At 58.0% G+C, this 16,194-nt stretch carries 14 protein-coding genes; 5 read left to right on the top strand and 9 right to left on the bottom strand.

All coding sequences use genetic code 11. The features are described from left to right. Positions 1–12: 12 nt before the first annotated feature. The 3 genes from QMK55_RS00160 to QMK55_RS00150 form a co-directional block, all read right to left on the bottom strand. The gene (locus QMK55_RS00160; RefSeq protein WP_320328342.1) at positions 13–1,170 is read right to left on the bottom strand and encodes a two-component system response regulator; all 1,158 of its coding nucleotides are present in this window, start codon (positions 1,168–1,170) and stop codon (positions 13–15) included. A gap of 304 nt (positions 1,171–1,474) precedes the next feature. Continuing rightward, complete coding sequence (locus QMK55_RS00155; protein ID WP_102358025.1) at positions 1,475–2,053, bottom strand: DUF4337 domain-containing protein; 579 nt, start codon at positions 2,051–2,053, stop codon at positions 1,475–1,477. A 161-nt stretch (positions 2,054–2,214) separates the two neighbouring features. After that, entirely contained in the window at positions 2,215–2,676 is a 462-nt protein-coding gene (locus tag QMK55_RS00150) for a hypothetical protein (protein WP_102358024.1), read from the bottom strand. A gap of 357 nt (positions 2,677–3,033) precedes the next feature. Between QMK55_RS00150 and QMK55_RS00145 the strand changes: the two genes are divergently transcribed. Continuing rightward, positions 3,034–5,160, top strand: coding sequence for a TonB-dependent siderophore receptor (locus QMK55_RS00145; RefSeq protein WP_320328341.1), 2,127 nt, complete (start codon positions 3,034–3,036; stop codon positions 5,158–5,160). Between the two features lie 101 nt (positions 5,161–5,261). Here QMK55_RS00145 and QMK55_RS00140 read toward each other — a convergent pair whose 3' ends face one another. Continuing rightward, positions 5,262–6,131, bottom strand: a complete 870-nt coding sequence (locus tag QMK55_RS00140) for an NmrA/HSCARG family protein (RefSeq protein ID WP_320328340.1) — start codon at positions 6,129–6,131, stop codon at positions 5,262–5,264. Between the two features lie 32 nt (positions 6,132–6,163). Further along, entirely contained in the window at positions 6,164–7,099 is a 936-nt protein-coding gene (locus QMK55_RS00135; protein WP_320328339.1) for an NADP-dependent oxidoreductase, read from the bottom strand. A gap of 102 nt (positions 7,100–7,201) precedes the next feature. On the opposite strand from QMK55_RS00135, the gene QMK55_RS00130 reads away from it, so the two are divergent. Both QMK55_RS00130 and QMK55_RS00125 read left to right on the top strand, forming a co-directional pair. Next, complete coding sequence (locus QMK55_RS00130) at positions 7,202–8,077, top strand: LysR family transcriptional regulator (protein WP_320328338.1); 876 nt, start codon at positions 7,202–7,204, stop codon at positions 8,075–8,077. A gap of 499 nt (positions 8,078–8,576) precedes the next feature. Beyond that, positions 8,577–10,112 carry a diguanylate cyclase gene (locus tag QMK55_RS00125; protein WP_102358013.1) on the top strand — a complete coding sequence of 512 codons (1,536 nt, stop codon included), beginning with the start codon at positions 8,577–8,579 and terminating at the stop codon, positions 10,110–10,112. Between the two features lie 220 nt (positions 10,113–10,332). On the opposite strand, the gene QMK55_RS00120 is transcribed toward QMK55_RS00125, so the two are convergent. Together QMK55_RS00120 and QMK55_RS00115 are read right to left on the bottom strand one after the other, a co-directional pair. Then, the gene (locus tag QMK55_RS00120; protein ID WP_320328337.1) at positions 10,333–11,232 is read right to left on the bottom strand and encodes a DMT family transporter; all 900 of its coding nucleotides are present in this window, start codon (positions 11,230–11,232) and stop codon (positions 10,333–10,335) included. A gap of 349 nt (positions 11,233–11,581) precedes the next feature. Next, positions 11,582–12,661 carry an SDR family oxidoreductase gene (locus QMK55_RS00115; protein ID WP_320328336.1) on the bottom strand — a complete coding sequence of 360 codons (1,080 nt, stop codon included), beginning with the start codon at positions 12,659–12,661 and terminating at the stop codon, positions 11,582–11,584. A 74-nt stretch (positions 12,662–12,735) separates the two neighbouring features. On the opposite strand from QMK55_RS00115, the gene QMK55_RS00110 reads away from it, so the two are divergent. Then, positions 12,736–13,125 carry a MerR family transcriptional regulator gene (locus QMK55_RS00110; protein ID WP_320328335.1) on the top strand — a complete coding sequence of 130 codons (390 nt, stop codon included), beginning with the start codon at positions 12,736–12,738 and terminating at the stop codon, positions 13,123–13,125. Between the two features lie 148 nt (positions 13,126–13,273). Here QMK55_RS00110 and QMK55_RS00105 read toward each other — a convergent pair whose 3' ends face one another. Next, entirely contained in the window at positions 13,274–14,167 is an 894-nt protein-coding gene (locus QMK55_RS00105; RefSeq protein WP_102358007.1) for a LysR family transcriptional regulator, read from the bottom strand. A gap of 94 nt (positions 14,168–14,261) precedes the next feature. Between QMK55_RS00105 and QMK55_RS00100 the strand changes: the two genes are divergently transcribed. Next, positions 14,262–15,428, top strand: coding sequence for an MFS transporter (locus QMK55_RS00100; protein WP_102358006.1), 1,167 nt, complete (start codon positions 14,262–14,264; stop codon positions 15,426–15,428). A gap of 21 nt (positions 15,429–15,449) precedes the next feature. Here QMK55_RS00100 and QMK55_RS00095 read toward each other — a convergent pair whose 3' ends face one another. Then, entirely contained in the window at positions 15,450–15,791 is a 342-nt protein-coding gene (locus QMK55_RS00095; protein WP_320328334.1) for a LysR substrate-binding domain-containing protein, read from the bottom strand. Between the last annotated feature and the right edge of the window lie 403 nt (positions 15,792–16,194).

Genomic DNA, 16,194 nt, shown 5'->3' with positions numbered 1-16,194 from the left:
GATGCGCGTGGCTCAGGGAAGGTCGGCGATCTGCTCAAGCTGGGCTAACTGCCTGGCCATGTCCTGGTCGCTGTCGGCGAACCGCGCGGCAATTTCGCGGAACTGCTCGGCATTGGCGAGAAACGCGTCACAGATGTCCGGATCAAAATGCGAGCCCCGGCCTTCGCGGATGATTTCCACCGCCTGCTCATGGGGCATGCCGGGCTTGTACACGCGGCGGCTGATCAGTGCATCGTAGACATCTGCCACGGCCATTAACCGGGCGCTGATCGGGATGTCGTCGGCGACCACACCTTGCGGATAGCCACTGCCATCCCACTTTTCCTGGTGGCCGTAGGCAATTTCCTTGGCCAGCTGAAGGAAATCGACGTCTATGCCTAACTGATCCTCTGCGTGCTGGATCGCGTCGCGGCCCAATGTGGTGTGGGTCTTCATGATCTCGAACTCTTCGGCAGTGAGCCGACCCGGTTTGAGCAGGATGCGATCAGGAATGCCAATCTTGCCGATGTCATGCAGCGGTGCCGATTTGAATAGCAGTTTGATGGTTTCCTCGTCGAGGAAGTGACGGAAGCGCGGGTGCTCGCGCAGCAGTTCGGCGAGGAGTTTTATGTAGTGCTGGGTGCGGCGAATGTGGTTGCCGGTTTCGTTGTCTCGGGTTTCGGCCAGCGAGGCCATGGCGTGGATCGTGACATCCTGGATGGCGATCACCTCACGGGTACGACGTTGCACTTCCTGCTCCAGAAAATCGTTCTGATTGCGCAGGAAATCGGCAACGGCCTTGAGCTTGATCTGAGTTTCGACCCTGGCCATGAGCACCGGGGGGATGATCGGTTTGGTGATGTAATCCGCAGCGCCCAGGCTCAGGCCGCGAATCTCGTCTTCCGTGGCGGTCATCGAGGTCAGGAAAATGATCGGTATAGGGTGAATGCGAGCATCACGCTTGAGCTGCTCGGCCACGTCATAACCGGACAGGCCCGGCATCATGATGTCCAGCAGGATCAGATCGGGAAGCGGGTCAGCCTGCAGAAGACGCAAGGCTTTCTCGCCGCTGTTGGCGGCCTTGACCCGATATTTGTCCTTGAGCAACTCGGCGATCAACATCAGGTTGTCGGGAGTGTCGTCGACCACCAGAACCGTTGCCATTGGATAAACGCCCTGAATACTATCCATTGAAGTTGGCTCCCTTGCCTGACAATTAAGGAGTGGTCGCAGGTACGCCATTCACATGCTGGCAAGCGTAGCTAAAAAACCTGTAATCGCCAGGAAGAAGCCGGAGGCGCGCGGGTCTCGGGCCGGATAGCGTCGGGCAGCCTTGGACGGTCGTGACGGGGGAGCCACGGACGCGTCCGGGGCCAGGAAAATGGCCTTTGTCTTTGGATCTGGGCCGGGCTTTCTGTTGTAGAGCGCAAGACACTCTAATGGGAATGTCCGTTTCTGGCTGTGGATGCAACCGTCGAGCGTCTGGCCACCTCGCTCAAATATGCAGCCAGGCCAGCGAACCCAGCATGACCCCCAAACCCGCAGCCCCAAAAGACACGCGCCTGAGCCATTCCTTGCGCGTCAGCAAGGTGATGGCCGCCAGTGAAATGGCGATTTGAATCGCGGTCATGGCCTGGGCCCAGCGGTGATGCTGATGCAGCATCTGCTCTGACTTCTCCTCCCATTCGTGCGCCTGTTGCTCAAGGGCTTCGGCCTTCTTGCGCGCTTCCTCTTTCTGCCCCCCGTAGCGCTGCGCCTCGGCAACATAATGGGCAGAATCCAGCCCCGGCAGATGGCTGGCCAGCTCCGACAGGTTCTGCCGGCTGGACTTGGCCTGGTAGTAGTTCCATTCGTTAGCGGCTTCGGTCTTCTGGATGGCGGCGTTGTTCTTGTCCATCGCCGCCTCACTCTCCGTGGAACCTGCCTGATAGCTCATCAAGGCACCGACAGTCGCCATGATTGCCGTCATCACCGCAATCTTGCTGGCAAAGCGATCGCCTTGTGCATGGGCATGGTGGGTCGTGTGCTCAATATGTTGCTCGTGAGGGCTTGGTACTTCGAACTCTTCAGGCATGGCTGTCGAACTTTGATGAGGGAGTCGGGAGGAGCGGCATTATGAGTGGTGGCAGGTTTTTTAGACACCAGTGAGTGGTCGCGCCTGATCTTCAGTTGCTCAATACGCTACTTGATGGGGAGAACGTGAATGTTCAACAGGTATCCCGAGCGGCAGGTGGGTCAGTGCGCCAATGACGGCTGGGTTGCGATCGAGACGGTGAAGATCAGAATAAACAGCACGACAAGTGTCCAGAACATCGACACGACGGTCACCATGACGACCTTGAGGCTTTGATACAGCTTTCGCAGCCAGTGGCCCTCGGGTCTTGCTTCTGACCGGGTTCCGAGTACGCCTTTCAAATAGAAGCCTAGGAGGGCAAGCAGTGCGCCATCGATCAATAACGCAGGCAGGCCGGCTTCGGGAAAAATGCTTCCCCAGCGATAGAATGGCGACCGGCTCAGGAACACCACATAACAAGTGAGGCCGCCGTAGGGGACGGCTCTCCACCACTTGCCCGCCAGCGCCCCGACCATCAGGCACATAATCACCATGAACGGGTTGAGGAGAATATTGACCATCCACTCCAGTACGTTGGGGAAGTAGCCCGGGGAATGGATGCTGCGCCAGATGTGTTCCAACATTGTTCAGGTTCCTGCCTTCTATGGAGTAAGTGCTGCTTGCGTGCTTGCGTGCCGCTGCACGGTATCGGCATCTCGTCGGCTTACATAAGTCCTGTTGTGTAAATCAGGGCCTGAACGAAAAGTCGCACATGTCCGGTTGGTGAAGGTGGATCGAAATTTGCGCAGGCCACTGAGGGGCTTTCGGGCAGCACATGGAACTGTACGGGGAAGGGCACTTGGCAACGGTGTCGCGATCGTCAATGACAAACGGGGATAATGGGAATTTGTGTTAATTGCGAATGGTTGTGTATAGCATGCGCGGGAGTTTTTGGCGGTTTCACTCCCTGTATTGGCCTATTCGTAAAGGTTGCTCTCTCCATGCGTCGAACCCTGCTTTCCATTTGTGTCCTGCAAGCGTTGTCGCCTGCCTCATGGGCTGAACAAACAGAGGGATCGCCCTCAACGCTCGAGCTGGACGCAACCGATGTGATCGGTACTGCGAATTACGAAAGGGCGGACGGGCCGGTGCAGGGTTATCGGGCGACGCGCTCGGCCAGCGCCACACGTACCGACACATCGATCCACGAAACCCCGCAATCGATCAGTGTGGTCTCGAAGGATGTGGTCGAGGATCTGGGCGCCACTCGTTTGCAGGACGCACTGGACTACGCCGGGGGTGTGGGACGGGCGAACAATTTTGGTGGCCAGGGCCTGACCACGTTCACCGTGCGTGGCTTCACCACCGGCGAGTTTTATCGCAACGGTTTTCCGATCAACCGTGGCTACCCGAACATGCCGGATGCCAACACGATTGAGCGCCTCGAAGTGCTGCGCGGCCCGGCCACCATGCTCTACGGTCGAGGTGATCCTGGCGGCACCTTCAACGTGGTTTCCAAACAGCCGTTGCCCGAGCGCTCCGTCACCCTGGGCAGTCAACTCAACGATCAGGGCATGAAGCGTGGCACGCTGGATGCTTCCGGCCCGCTCGATGATGAGGGGCGCCTGGCCTATAGACTGAACGTAGTGGGCGAGGGCGGCGACACCTTCCGTGATCATGTCGAAACTGAGCGCTACGGCATCGCGCCGGTGCTCACCTGGCAGGCAACCGATGCGACCAGGCTGATTTTCGAAGGCGATTTCATGCGTAACAACGCACCTCTGGATCGAGGCGTTACCCGTTACGCGAAACAGACCGGTACCGCCTCTCGCGACAGTTTTTTTGGCGAAAAAGACGCTGGAAAGCTGCATAACGACAACAACATGGCGCAACTGCGTTTCGAGCACATGCTCAACGACGACTGGACGCTGGGGGGCGGCTTCCAGTGGCTCGATGGTTCGCTCAAGGGCAACGCAGTCGAGGCCAACGGTATTGCCGCGGACGGCCGCACCCTGGGTCGCAACTTCAACTATCGCAAGCTGGAGTGGACCGACAAGGATACCCAGCTCAATCTGACCGGCCATTTCGAGACCGCTGGATTGCAGCACACGTTGCTCACTGGCATCGAGTATGAGGATTACGACTACAAGTCGATCATTCAACGCTCCAGTGGTGCTGTCAGTGCGTACCCGATCGACATCTTCGATCCGGTGTACGGCCAGCCGCGTCCGGCGCTCACCCGCACGCCGACCGACGATAAGGAAAACCTCAAGACGTATGCCGCGTTCGTGCAGGATCAAGTGGCATTGACCGACAAATTGAAGGTGCTGGCCGGGGCACGTTTCGAACGCTTCGAACATGACTACGAAACCTATGTGCCCGGCGCCAAGAGTTGGCAGGCAAGTGACAACGCGGTGACTCCGCGCATCGGCGTGACCTACGACCTGACCGAGACCTTGGCGGTCTATGCCGATACCGCGCGCTCTTTCAAGCCGAACACCGGCGCCAGTCGCCAGGGTGGAGGGTTCGAGCCGGAGAAGGGCAAGTCTTACGAAATGGGTATCAAGTGGGAAGCGCTGGATCAGCAGTTGAGTGTCGATGCGGCGGTCTATCAGATCGAAAAACGTAACGTGTTGACCACCGACCCTGTTGATTCGACCTTCAGCGTTGCGGCCGGTGAGGTGCGCAGCCGTGGTTTCGACGTTAACGTTGCCGGCAACCTCACGCCCGAATGGCGCGTGATTGGCGGCTACGCCTATGTCGATGCCGAAGTGACCAAGGACAACGTGCTGCGCTCTGGTACGCGGTTGCTGAACATCCCGAAAAACAGCTTCAGCCTGCTGAATATGTATGAGTTCCAGGACGGAACCCTCAAGGGGTTGGGCCTGGGCACCGGCCTCAAATACGTTGACGAGCGCGCCGGACAAACCGCCAACACCGCGTTTTCGATGGGCAGCTACACCGTTGTCGACTTGCTGAGCTTCTACAAGATCAACGACAAGGTGCGACTCAATCTCGACGTGAAAAACCTGTTTGACCGCGATTATGAAGAGGGCGCATTCGGCAACGTCTATGCCTATCCGGGGGCGCCGCGAACCGTGCAGGTCGGTGTTTCTTACACCTTGTAGTGCGATCTGCTGGCGCCCGCCGAACCTGCCTCGATAACGCGCGAGGTGAGGCGGTGTGCGCCAGCAGGACTGCTCAAGCGTCGCCCTCTCGGTATGGCGGTTTATGCCTCGGAAACGGCCTCGCGCACAAAGTCTTCATAGGTGCGCAGTGGGTGCCCCATGAGGGTCTGCAGCCGTTCTACAGTTCCCTCAACTGACTGCATGCCGAAGGTCTGGATACCCGACATCATCAGGCGCATGTCATAAGCCAGCCAGGTGGGGCCATACGAAGCCAGCTGTGCTTCGAAAGCTGCCACGTCATCACCCCCATAGGCGATCTCGCGGCCCAGAGCCGCACTCCATATTTTCGCCACTGACGCACCGGTAAGCGCGTGCGGCCCAACCAGTTCCAGCGTTTCACGACGCAGCGCAGAGGGGGCCTTATCGCGTCGCAGCAGTTCTGCGACCGCGACATCAGCGATATCGCGCGCGTCAATCATCGACACGCCCGCCGCGCCGATCGGCATTGGGTAAACCGAGTAGTTCTGAATAGTCTGTTGGACCATGCGGTCGTTTTGCATGAAGTAAGCCGGACGCAGAATCGTGGCAGGCATGTCCAGACTCTCGATCATGCGTTCAACCGTATGTTTGCCGGTGAAGTGCGGGACATTGGTGAGTTTGTCGGCATGGATCACCGACAGATAAACGATGCGTTCGATACCCGCCTCACGAGCCAGATTCAGCGTGATGAGGGCTTGAGTGACCTCGTCGGGCGTCACGGCATTGAGCAGGAACAGGCTACGCACCGACGCGAGCGCAACGCGCATCGACGCTACGTCGGTGAGGTCTGCGACAACTTCAGTGACACCAGCCGGAAACTCCCGCTTACCCGCTTGGCGCACCAGGGCTTTGACCTCGGCGCCCGCGCCAGCAAGGCCTTGAGTGATCAGTGAACCAATGGTGCCGGTGGCGCCAATAACCAGAATGCTCATGTTTGAAACTCCTGCATGGGATTTAGAGTGGATCAGCGAGTGAAATCCGCAACAACCTTGCCCGTCCGTGAAACGGTGCGATTGCGTTCGATCGCCCTGGGAATATCAGAAAAACCAACTACGTCGCCGATCCTCGATTGAAGCGTGCCGTTGGCGACTTCCCTGGCCAACTGCTCCAGCAAGTGAGGATCAGGCTTGTTCATGAACCAGAGGCCACGGCGATCCGTCGGCGTCCGGGCAAGAATTTCGGGAGATGACGTGCCGACAATCACACCGTCCGGCGCCAACACCTGCCACGACCGATCCAGGACCTCACCACCGACGTAGTCGAGCACCAGCGCAATATTCCGGACGATGTTTTCGAAACGTTGAGAGTGGTAGTCAAAGACAAAATCGGCGCCGAGGCTTCGCACGTAATCCAGGTCCGCAGCGCCCGCCGTTGCAAAGACCTCGGCGCCTGCCCGCTTGGCATACTGCACGGCATAAGCGCCTAGCCCACCTGCGGCGCCATGAATCAGGACTCGCTGACCCGCGAGGATCGGCCCCGCGTGATGAAGACTGTTCCACGCCGCAACGGCTGCCACAGGCATGGCGGCCGCATGGACGTCGTCCAGAGCCTCAGGCGTCAGAGAAAGACTCGCTTCGTTGACAGTCACGAATTCAGCGTAAGCGCCCAATGCGCCCATCGCTCCCATGACACGGTCGCCAACATTGAAACGAGAGGCGCCGGGCCCCACCGCATCAATCACTCCGGCCATCTCGGCGCCCAGTACGATGGGCAATGGCAGTGCGAATGCATTGCGCACAAGACCTTCGCGAACCTTCCAGTCGATGCCATTGACGCCCGCGGCCCGAACCCGAACCAGAACCTGGCCTTGCTCGGGTGCCGGTTTCTCGATCTCGGAAATTCTTGCGGCTTGCGCACCACCGTAGTCGCGTATCAATACAGCACGTTGAAGGGTGTTCATGGCAATTCCTCATATCGTGTTCCGATGACGAGAAATTAACCTGTTGCACATGCAAAACGAAGACCGCAAAATTCATACACCTCGTTTCATATATGGAACACCATGAACCTTAATGCGCTGATTGATTTCATCCTCGTCGCCAGCAATGAGGGGTTGGGAAAGGCAAGCCGTGCGAGCGGTATTTCCAAAGCCACGTTGTCGCGCCGAATCTGCGATCTTGAAGATCAACTGGGCGTGAGGCTGGTAGAGCGCAGCGCACGTGGTCTGAAGCTGACCGACGCGGGTGAGGCGCTGATGTCTCGAACCGAAGGCCCGCTGAGTGAAGTGACCGATGCCATGGCAGCAGCACGTGAGGGCGTTTCAACGCCTCGCGGACGCCTGCGAGTCGCGGCCCCGATTCTGTTCTCGCAGCTCGCAATGGGACGTATCGGCGCCGAGTTCTGTGCGGCCTATCCGGAGGTATTCATCGAGGTTGTGTCGGAAGATCGCAGGGTGGATCTGGTGGAAGAGCAATTTGACGTCGCCATTCGAATCAACCCAAGCCCGGACAGCAGCCTGGTCGGACGGTGCTTCGCCAAGGACCGGCTGATAGTGGTGGCGGCGCCTCAAATTCTCAGGCCGATGGCCGGCGCGATCAGACCCGTTCCCGCTATCGTGACGTCGGCTTTCCAGCCAACGCAATGGAGTCTTGATGGCGGGCAGTTGGTCTTGGAGCCGATCCCGAAGATGCGACTCTCTTCGCTACTGATGGTCCGCGATGCAGCTATCGCCGGTGGCGGTGCCGCTCTAATCCCCCAGTCCATCGCCTGGAACCAGCTCGCTCGTGGCGACTTGGTTCAGTGGGGAACGGTGTCAGGCGTAGAGCCAGCGCTTTGGGTGTTGCACACTTCCAGGCGGCTCGCGGCGCCAAAGGTTCGCGCATTCGTCGACTTCATATGTGACAAATATTCAGACATGTCGCTTGTTCTAAGGGGATAGACCTTATTTAAGCCAGACTCGTGTGCTCGCCGTATAGGGGCGTAGCAGGCACTCGCGAGTGGCCACTTCTGGCTGATTCTGTTGAAAAAAACCGGTCATCCAAAACGGCCTAATCATTGACTGGTGAAAACGCCTTTTTTTGCACGTTGCTGCGTGAAATCTGCTTCTGGAAACCTTTGCCGCAAGCAAAGATTTCAATCTCGCGCGCGTACTTTACAGCTGTGAAAACCATGGCCGACTTTTTCAACAGAATCGGCCGAAGACTGGCTGACCTATGCCTGCCGGACGAAGACTGCGGAGGATCGGCGAAGGTGTCTATAAGGTTCGCAGACCGATTTGCCACGACAGCACTGGATTTGAACCGTTAACTGCTTGGAATCCTTCATATAAACCCCTTGCTCTAACACCTTGTTCATAAAGATAACGACAAGCGTGCCGATACTCCAAAAGCACTTCAGGTCACTGCACACTGTTTTTGGCGATGAGCAAGGAACACAACATGATGTCTACTCGTCAGAACGCTCTCAAAGCATCAGACGTGACCCTTTGCGGTCTGGTGTGCCTGGCAGGGGTGGCCGTCACATTCTTGGTACTGACGCTATTCGAAAGGTCAGAGCAGCGTACCGTCAGCGTTGCTTTTCAGCTGGAGGTCGACGAAAGATTCAGTCGCCTGCAACGACGCTTTAATACTCAGGTCCTGAAACTGGACGTTGTGAGGCGTTTCTTTATCAACGCCGACGATGTCACTGAAAAGGAGTTTCTGGGATTCGTTACGCCTCTGGTTGAAGAGGACGAAGCCTGTAGCTGGGTCCCCAGGATTATCGAGAAGGATCTCCAGGCGTTTCGCGCCACGGCGCTTCGCAACGGCACCGGTGATTTTTCATATCATGAAATCAACCCCGTCACCGGCGAAAGAGTCCCCCTCAGCAGCCGGCCGGAACACTGGATATTGCTCTACATATTGAAGCGCGATGACGTAAAGGTCATACCCGGCATGGATGTTCTGGCTCGCCCGGGTCGCCAGGCCTTGATGAGCAAGGCACGAGAAACGCGGCAAATAGTTGTGTCGGAACCATTGAAAATGACCAATGGGCAGTCGGGGATTTTCTTTGTCGCACCGGTATTCCGGGAGTCCCCTGAGGTTGCATTGAACGATGACAACTTGCAGGGGTTCGTTGTCTCTACCGTACGCTTGGCTTCTTTGATGGAACAAGGCATTCCATTGCCAAGTCTGCAACGACTGAACGTGACGCTTTCATTGATCGACACGCAGCATCAAGGGGAAACCATTTATCAGAGCTCGGCCCCTGCTGCCCCTTCAACGCTGTATGCGCAGCGGCTGCTGAAAGTAGCCGACCAGAATTACCTGATCCAGTTCAGACCCAGCTCAACCTTTCTGGTCGCCAACAGCTACGCACTGTCCATCAGCCTGATTATCGTGTTCGGAGCAGGGTTGACGCTGCTGCTGACCTTGATGGTGTACTTGCTGATTACGCAGCGCTCCCGCGCGCTCTCGCTGGTTGATGAACGCACGCAAGACTTGCGTTTGTTGAACATTACCGATCACCTGACCGGCGTCTATAACCGCCGATACTTCGAAGAGTTGATGGAACGCCTGCTCATCGAGGCTAGCGTGCAACACCGCTCTCTGTCGCTGATCATGTTTGACGTCGATCACTTCAAACAGATCAACGACCGCTGGGGCCATCAGTGTGGTGATAACGTTCTGAAGTCGTTGTGCACACGAATACGTTCGGCAACGCGCAAAACCGATCTACTGTGCAGAACAGGCGGAGAAGAGTTTGCATTGATCTGCCCGGATACCCAACTGAACGATACAAGGCTGCTGGCAGAAAAACTTCGAGCGCTGATAAGCACTCTGCCATTTGATGATATTGGACAGGCGACTTGTAGCTTCGGCGTTGCGACGTGGATTCCATCAGAATCGTTTGACGCCTTCATTCGGCGTGCCGATACCGCGATGTACAGTGCTAAATCAAGTGGTAGAGATCAAGTCCAGCTTGCCGCTGTGTAGCAGACCAGGCTACCTGGGTGTCACGGCGCAAAAGCCGGCTCGACAACTTCGCAGCCGCGCTCTGCCTCCAGGTCATCACCCCATTGTGCTGCACGCCCCTGGTAATGAGCGGCAGACGACCCGAATCTGCCCTTCGGGGAAGGGCTGAAATCGGCCAGTGGTCGGTCGCTCAAAACACTTGAAAAACTACTGATTGCTAAAGTCAGGGTTCGAAAACAGCTCACTCGGTCGAAGGCACGGCTGCTTTGCTGCCCAAGCGGATGAGTTCATTGGAGAAACACAGACCGACGATGATCAGTGCCGCTCCTGCGTACAGGCTTTCGCGCGGTACTTCGTTGAGCGCCACAAACGCCAGCAGCGCGGCGAACAGTGGCTCGGTCAGCTCCAGCGCTTGCACTTGGGATGGCTTGAGATACTCGATGGCCTTGGTGGTGCAGAAGAAGCCCAGGATCGTCGGTAGCGTGGCCAGCGCCAGTAGCGCGGCGATCGCCAGCGGTGACAACTCGCCCATCGCGAAACCATCGGCGGCAGCTGGCATCAGCAAGTACAGGCTGCCAAAGAACAACAATTGTCGGGTGAAGTGCAGCCCTCCCGAAACCCCCATACGCTTCATCGCAACCGAAAAGGCCCCATAACCGGAGCCAGCCACGGAGGCGAGGGCAGCACCTTGCAGGGTAAAGCCCTGCTGCAGGTCGCCGCCGAAGATCACCGAGATTCCGGCGATAGCCAGAGCGGCACCCACGGTAGCGTTCGCGGTGATGGCATCCTTGAGGAAAATGCGCCCCAGAATGATCGAGGAAATCGAGGCACTGGCCATCAGCACCACCACCACACCTGCTGCAGCATAGTGTCGATAGGCGGATGTTTCGAAATGGAACAGCACAAAGATGCCAAGGAATGCGCAGATAGCCGCCTGAGTCCATTTGGTCGACGCCACCGGGCGCTTGAGAAAAAACAATAGGGTCGAGAGAAGCACGCAACCCAGTACAGTCTTGATGAGAGCGACACTGCTGGCGCTGAAACCATTACTCATGAGTATTTTGCTGAGTACACCGATCGTTGCGTTCAGTGCCGCAGCGCAGAGTGCAAATATGACGCCTTTGCTGAAAGTGGATTGCATTGATGACGATCCCTGTCGCTGAATGGTCGTTCGATAGAATGCCGCCCTGTATCGACGGCGCCAAGTTTGAGGATATGAAGATCCCAGTAACCCTAATGCCGATCAGTTAAGCGAACTCAATGCTCAAAGCAACGAAGATCAAGTGTGGGACCGGGCTTGCTCGCGAAGACGTCGGCCCGGCAAACATTGATGTTGACTGCCACACCGCATTCGCGAGCAAGCCCGCTCCCACAGGGGATCTGCGCTTAACTGATCGGCATTACCCGCTAACCCCGGTATTTATTCTGACACAGGCGCTGGATCGCCCAGCAGGTTGTTATTCGCCTTCTTGTCGCCGCCAGGGGAGAGGTCAGAGGGCCTGGCCCTTGGCTATGCAATATGAGTTGACGAACGTTGCAGTGTGCTGCAAAGACTGACGTATATCCGGTTTGGCTATTCCATGCCTGTTGGCAAATTGTTCGACCGCGGCTGTATCAAAACGAGTGGTCTGGATAAAGTCCAGGGCTTCGGGTTTTGTATTCAAAAACCACGCGACGGGAGGAATGCTCAGTAGCAACTTCAGCAATCGGAGTGAAATGTGATGCTTGGGAGACTTTAAGCCCAAAGGTTGTGCCACCTGAATCAGGAGTTCTCGCAAGTTTGGAGTTTGGTCATCAAGCGCCAGCAGTTCCTGGCCCACCATGGCAGGATCAAAAGCACAAACTGCCACCAGCTCAACCAGGTAGTCCACGGTGACCAGTGGCAGCCAGTGTTCGGCGGTACCGGGCACCGCAGTCAGCTTTCCCTGCACAAGGTTGCGTATCAGCTCCACCAGCGGCTGACCGTCAAGGATATGCCCTGTGCGGCTATGGCCACAGACAGTCGCAGGGTGGACAACGGTCATCTCCCCACCCTTGGCGGACATGACCTCCAGAGTCGCAAAATGCGCCTCCAGCTTGCTTCCCTCGTAACCGCCGACACGCCGGTAGACGGCAGACCAGTTCGTCAACTCCGGATGACGAGGATCAATGCCGATACGTTGCAGATGTTGATGATTTTTCAGCATGTAGCCGCCGATCATCACTAAACGGCTTTTTTGCTCAGCCGCCAACAGCGCCACGCGCTTTGCCCCTTCCACATTCACCGCACGAGCGTGCTCCACTGAAAGCCCCCATGCGAAATGGGCGCCCAGGTGGAATATGACGCGGGCACGCCTTAGCACTTCCCGGTCAGCAAGACTCAGTCCGAGGTTGTCCCGTTCCAGATCGCCAGCTACGGCAAATACCCGGGTTGCGCACCCTCCCAGATTATCGACTTGCTCGCGCAACGCAGCCAGTCGCTCCGGGCGACGCATCAACACCCGAATGGTGTGACCTTTTGCACTCAGGTTCGCCACCAAATGTTGACCGATGAAGCCAGTTCCGCCCGTGACAAAGCACTCCACGCTCATTTCCCTGTTCCTTGTTGAAGGTGAGAAATCAAGCGTAAACTATCGACCCAACTCTACAGTCAAGCGGTGTTTTCATGAAAATCGGCGACCTCGAGGCCCGCAGCGGTGCCAGCCGCCATACGCTGCGTTACTACGAACAAATCGGCCTGATCTCACCGCTGCGGCAAACCAACAACTATCGCGTTTACACCGAGCAGACTCTGCAGGATCTGGACTTTATCCAGCGCGCGCAAAGCATGGGGTTTTCTCTGGGGGAAATAGGCGAGATTCTGGATGCGCAGCGGAACAAGCTGATCGATTGTGCTGACGGCGCGAAGCTGATTGAAAAGAAAATGGCAGAAATCAAACAGAAAATTGCCAACCTCCAAAGCATTTATCGGTATCTGGATCAAGAGCGCGCAACCCTCCAAGCCAGTGCTGCCAGGCAACTTGAGCTTCAGCAGCAGAGCAACGCTTCCCACTGAACTGTCAGCGTCCGGGTAACGGACGCTGCGGCCTGCCTCCAGTTTCAAGCCCGTCGCTTACGCATTTTCTGAAACCTTGCGTACACCGAAAAATGTTTCGGACACCTCAACATCGCGAGTGCCCGGAAATATCAGCTTTCGCCTGCGCTTACATCCGGTGATGTTCCAGCAAGAAGTCCACGAACAATCGCACCCGCGCCGGCATTGCCGCTCCACCGACGAACACTGCATGAATCGGTTCCTGGTCGCCGGGGTTCCAGGCTTCCAACAGCGCAATCAGGTCGCCGCGCTGCAGATCTTCGCTCACGCTGAATTCACCGATACGTGCAATGCCGGCGCCGACTCGCGCGAGTTGTGCCAGCGCTTCACCACTGCTGCATTCGATGTTGCCGCTGACCTTCAGGGAAAACTCGTTTCCATCGCGGATGAACGGCCAGTTGGGTTCGGCACGCCGGAAGTTGAAGCGCAGGCAGTTGTGCTGTAGCAGATCCTCCGGTTGCTGGGGGATGCCGTGGCGCTGCAGATACTCGGGCGATGCCACCACTACCTGGCCGGTGTTGCCGATCTTGCGCGCGGTCAGCGGGCTGTCGGGCAGATGGCCAAAGCGGACCGCGACGTCGGCCTGCCCGCCGAGAATGTCGACCACTTCGTCGCCGAGGGTGAGGTCGACGACGATGTTCGGGTAACGGGCGCTGAATGCTGCGACCAAGGGAACGATGGCCAGCCGCCCATGACCAAGGGCGGCACTGACGCGCAATCGTCCCCTGGGTACGCCCTGATCGGCGATGGCTTCTTCGACCTCGTCCATGTCGGCGAGGATACGCCGGGCGCCGCGCAGGAACGCTTCGCCCTCGGCAGTGAAGGTGATCGCCCGGGTGGTGCGCAACAGCAGGCGGGTGCCAAGACGTTGTTCGGTACGCGCGATGATCCGACTGACTGCCGAGGGTGTCAGGCCCAGTGCACGTGCGGCGGCCGACAGGCTGCCTTCCTGCGCCACGGTGGTGAACACGCTCATTTCACCTGACCTGCCGTTGAAATCCACTTGTGCCTCCCGCGCAAAGGTGATTACCAAAAATGCTATCTACCGCTTGAAAAGACAGGATCGTAGCATCTGCGGCATAGATAAGGAGCCTTCCATGCGTATCAATCCACCACTTGTCGCACTCGCCATCGGTGCCTTTGGCATCGGCGTTACAGAGTTCGCCCCCATGGGCATGTTGCCGGGTATCGCTGCGGACCTGGGCGTTTCCATTCCCGCCGCCGGTTTGCTGGTCAGTGCTTATGCGCTGGGCGTATTGCTCGGCGCACCGCTGATGACCCTGACCACCGGCAGGATCCCCCGGCGCTATCTGCTGATCGGGCTCATGGCGATTTTCACCCTGGGTAATCTGATGTCAGCTCTGGCTACCGATTACTACAGCCTCATGGTCGCCAGGGTGGTGACCTCACTGAACCATGGTGCATTTTTTGGCGTTGGCTCCATCGTCGCCGCCAGCGTGGTCGCCCCGGAGAAACGTGCCGGGGCGGTGGCGGCGATGTTCATGGGCCTGACTCTGGCGACCATTGGCGGTGTGCCGCTGGCCGCCTGGTTTGGTGAACTGTTCGGTTGGCGCACCGCTTTCTGGGGTATTACCGGGCTGGGCGTGGCGACCATGGCCGCGTTGTGGTTCGCCCTGCCTGACCTGAAGGCGCCGCAAAGCGTCGGTGTAATGGCGGAAATTCGGGTATTGGGGCGTGGCCCGGTGTTGGGCGCGCTGGCCCTGACCGTCGTCGGCTCGAGTGCCATGTTCACCGTCTTCACCTACATCGCGCCGATCCTCAGCAGCGAGACCCATGCGTCCACCGCCTTCATCACCGCCATGCTGGTGCTCTACGGTGTCGGGTTGACGCTGGGCAACATGTGGGGCGGCAAGGCCGCTGACCACTCGATTGATCGCACTCTGATCATCTCGCTGAGCGTGCTGATTCTCGTCTTGCTGGCGTTCACCGTACTGATGCGTTGGCCGCTGCCGGCCGCCGTCGCCATCCTGATATGGGGTGTCGCCAGTTTCGCCCTGGTGCCGCCGCTACAGATGCGCGTCATGGAAGCTGCGAAGGACGCGCCCAATCTGGCCTCTGCGGTGAACATTGGCGCGTTCAATTTTGGCAACGCGATTGGCGCAGCGCTGGGCGGAGCGGTGATCAACGCTGGTCTGGGTTATCCGGCGATTTCCCTGGCCGCAGCGGCGATGGCCGGCCTGGGGCTGCTGATGGTGTTGGCTTTTGCCTGGCGCTCCAGAACGATTGAAGCCGCTGTGGTGTGAGGAAGATGATGCGGCGTCGGGCTACCCGCTCAGCGGCTTGATTTGCTGGATGAATTCAATGAGCAAGCGCAACCCGGTTGGCAGTTGCCGCCGGCTGGAATAGTAGATATGAAAGCCATCTTCCAGAGGCGCCCACTCCGTCAGCACCAGACGGAGCCGCCCGTCCTTCACATAAGGCGCGACAAGAGGTTCCGGCAAATACATCAAGCCAGCACCACCGAGTACTGCAATGAGCCCCGTCTCGGCCTGGTCGACAGTGATGGACGTCGGAACGGTGATTTGTAATGCCTCACCGTCGCGCTCCAGCTCCCACCGATACACCCGATCATCTCCAAGACGGTTGCTGATGCAGCGATGATTCAACAGGTCATCCGGGTGTTCAGGTGTTCCAAACCGTTCCAGGTAGCTCGGTGCCGTAGCTGCCGTGGGCTATGAGTGCTTTCTCGGCATCGCTCACGGGAAGTGCATCGATAAAGGCTCGCGCCCCATCCAGGCTCTGAAAGGGATAGTCGATGGAATACAGGATGCGCTCGGCACCCATCAGCGTGTGAATGAACTGAAAGTGCGTCCGCTTCCGGCGGCTGCCACGGCAGGGTTGCAAAACCGGCGAAGCGCTCGGGATGAGCTTGCGCAGCTGCGGCTAACCAATCGTTGGCGGCACGGTTCAGGTCGATGGCTTCTTGCGCAGGCAACAGCTGGGGAATCCATCCGCGTTGAACCCGGCGTGCTCGCCATCTACTCGATAGCGGAGAAGGGCAGGCCCACT

The organism is Pseudomonas sp. P8_229, assembly GCF_034008635.1.
Classification (GTDB): Bacteria; Pseudomonadota; Gammaproteobacteria; order Pseudomonadales; family Pseudomonadaceae; genus Aquipseudomonas.
Note: the sequence above shows the minus strand (reverse complement) of the source record. Positions and strands in the feature narration are given on the sequence as shown.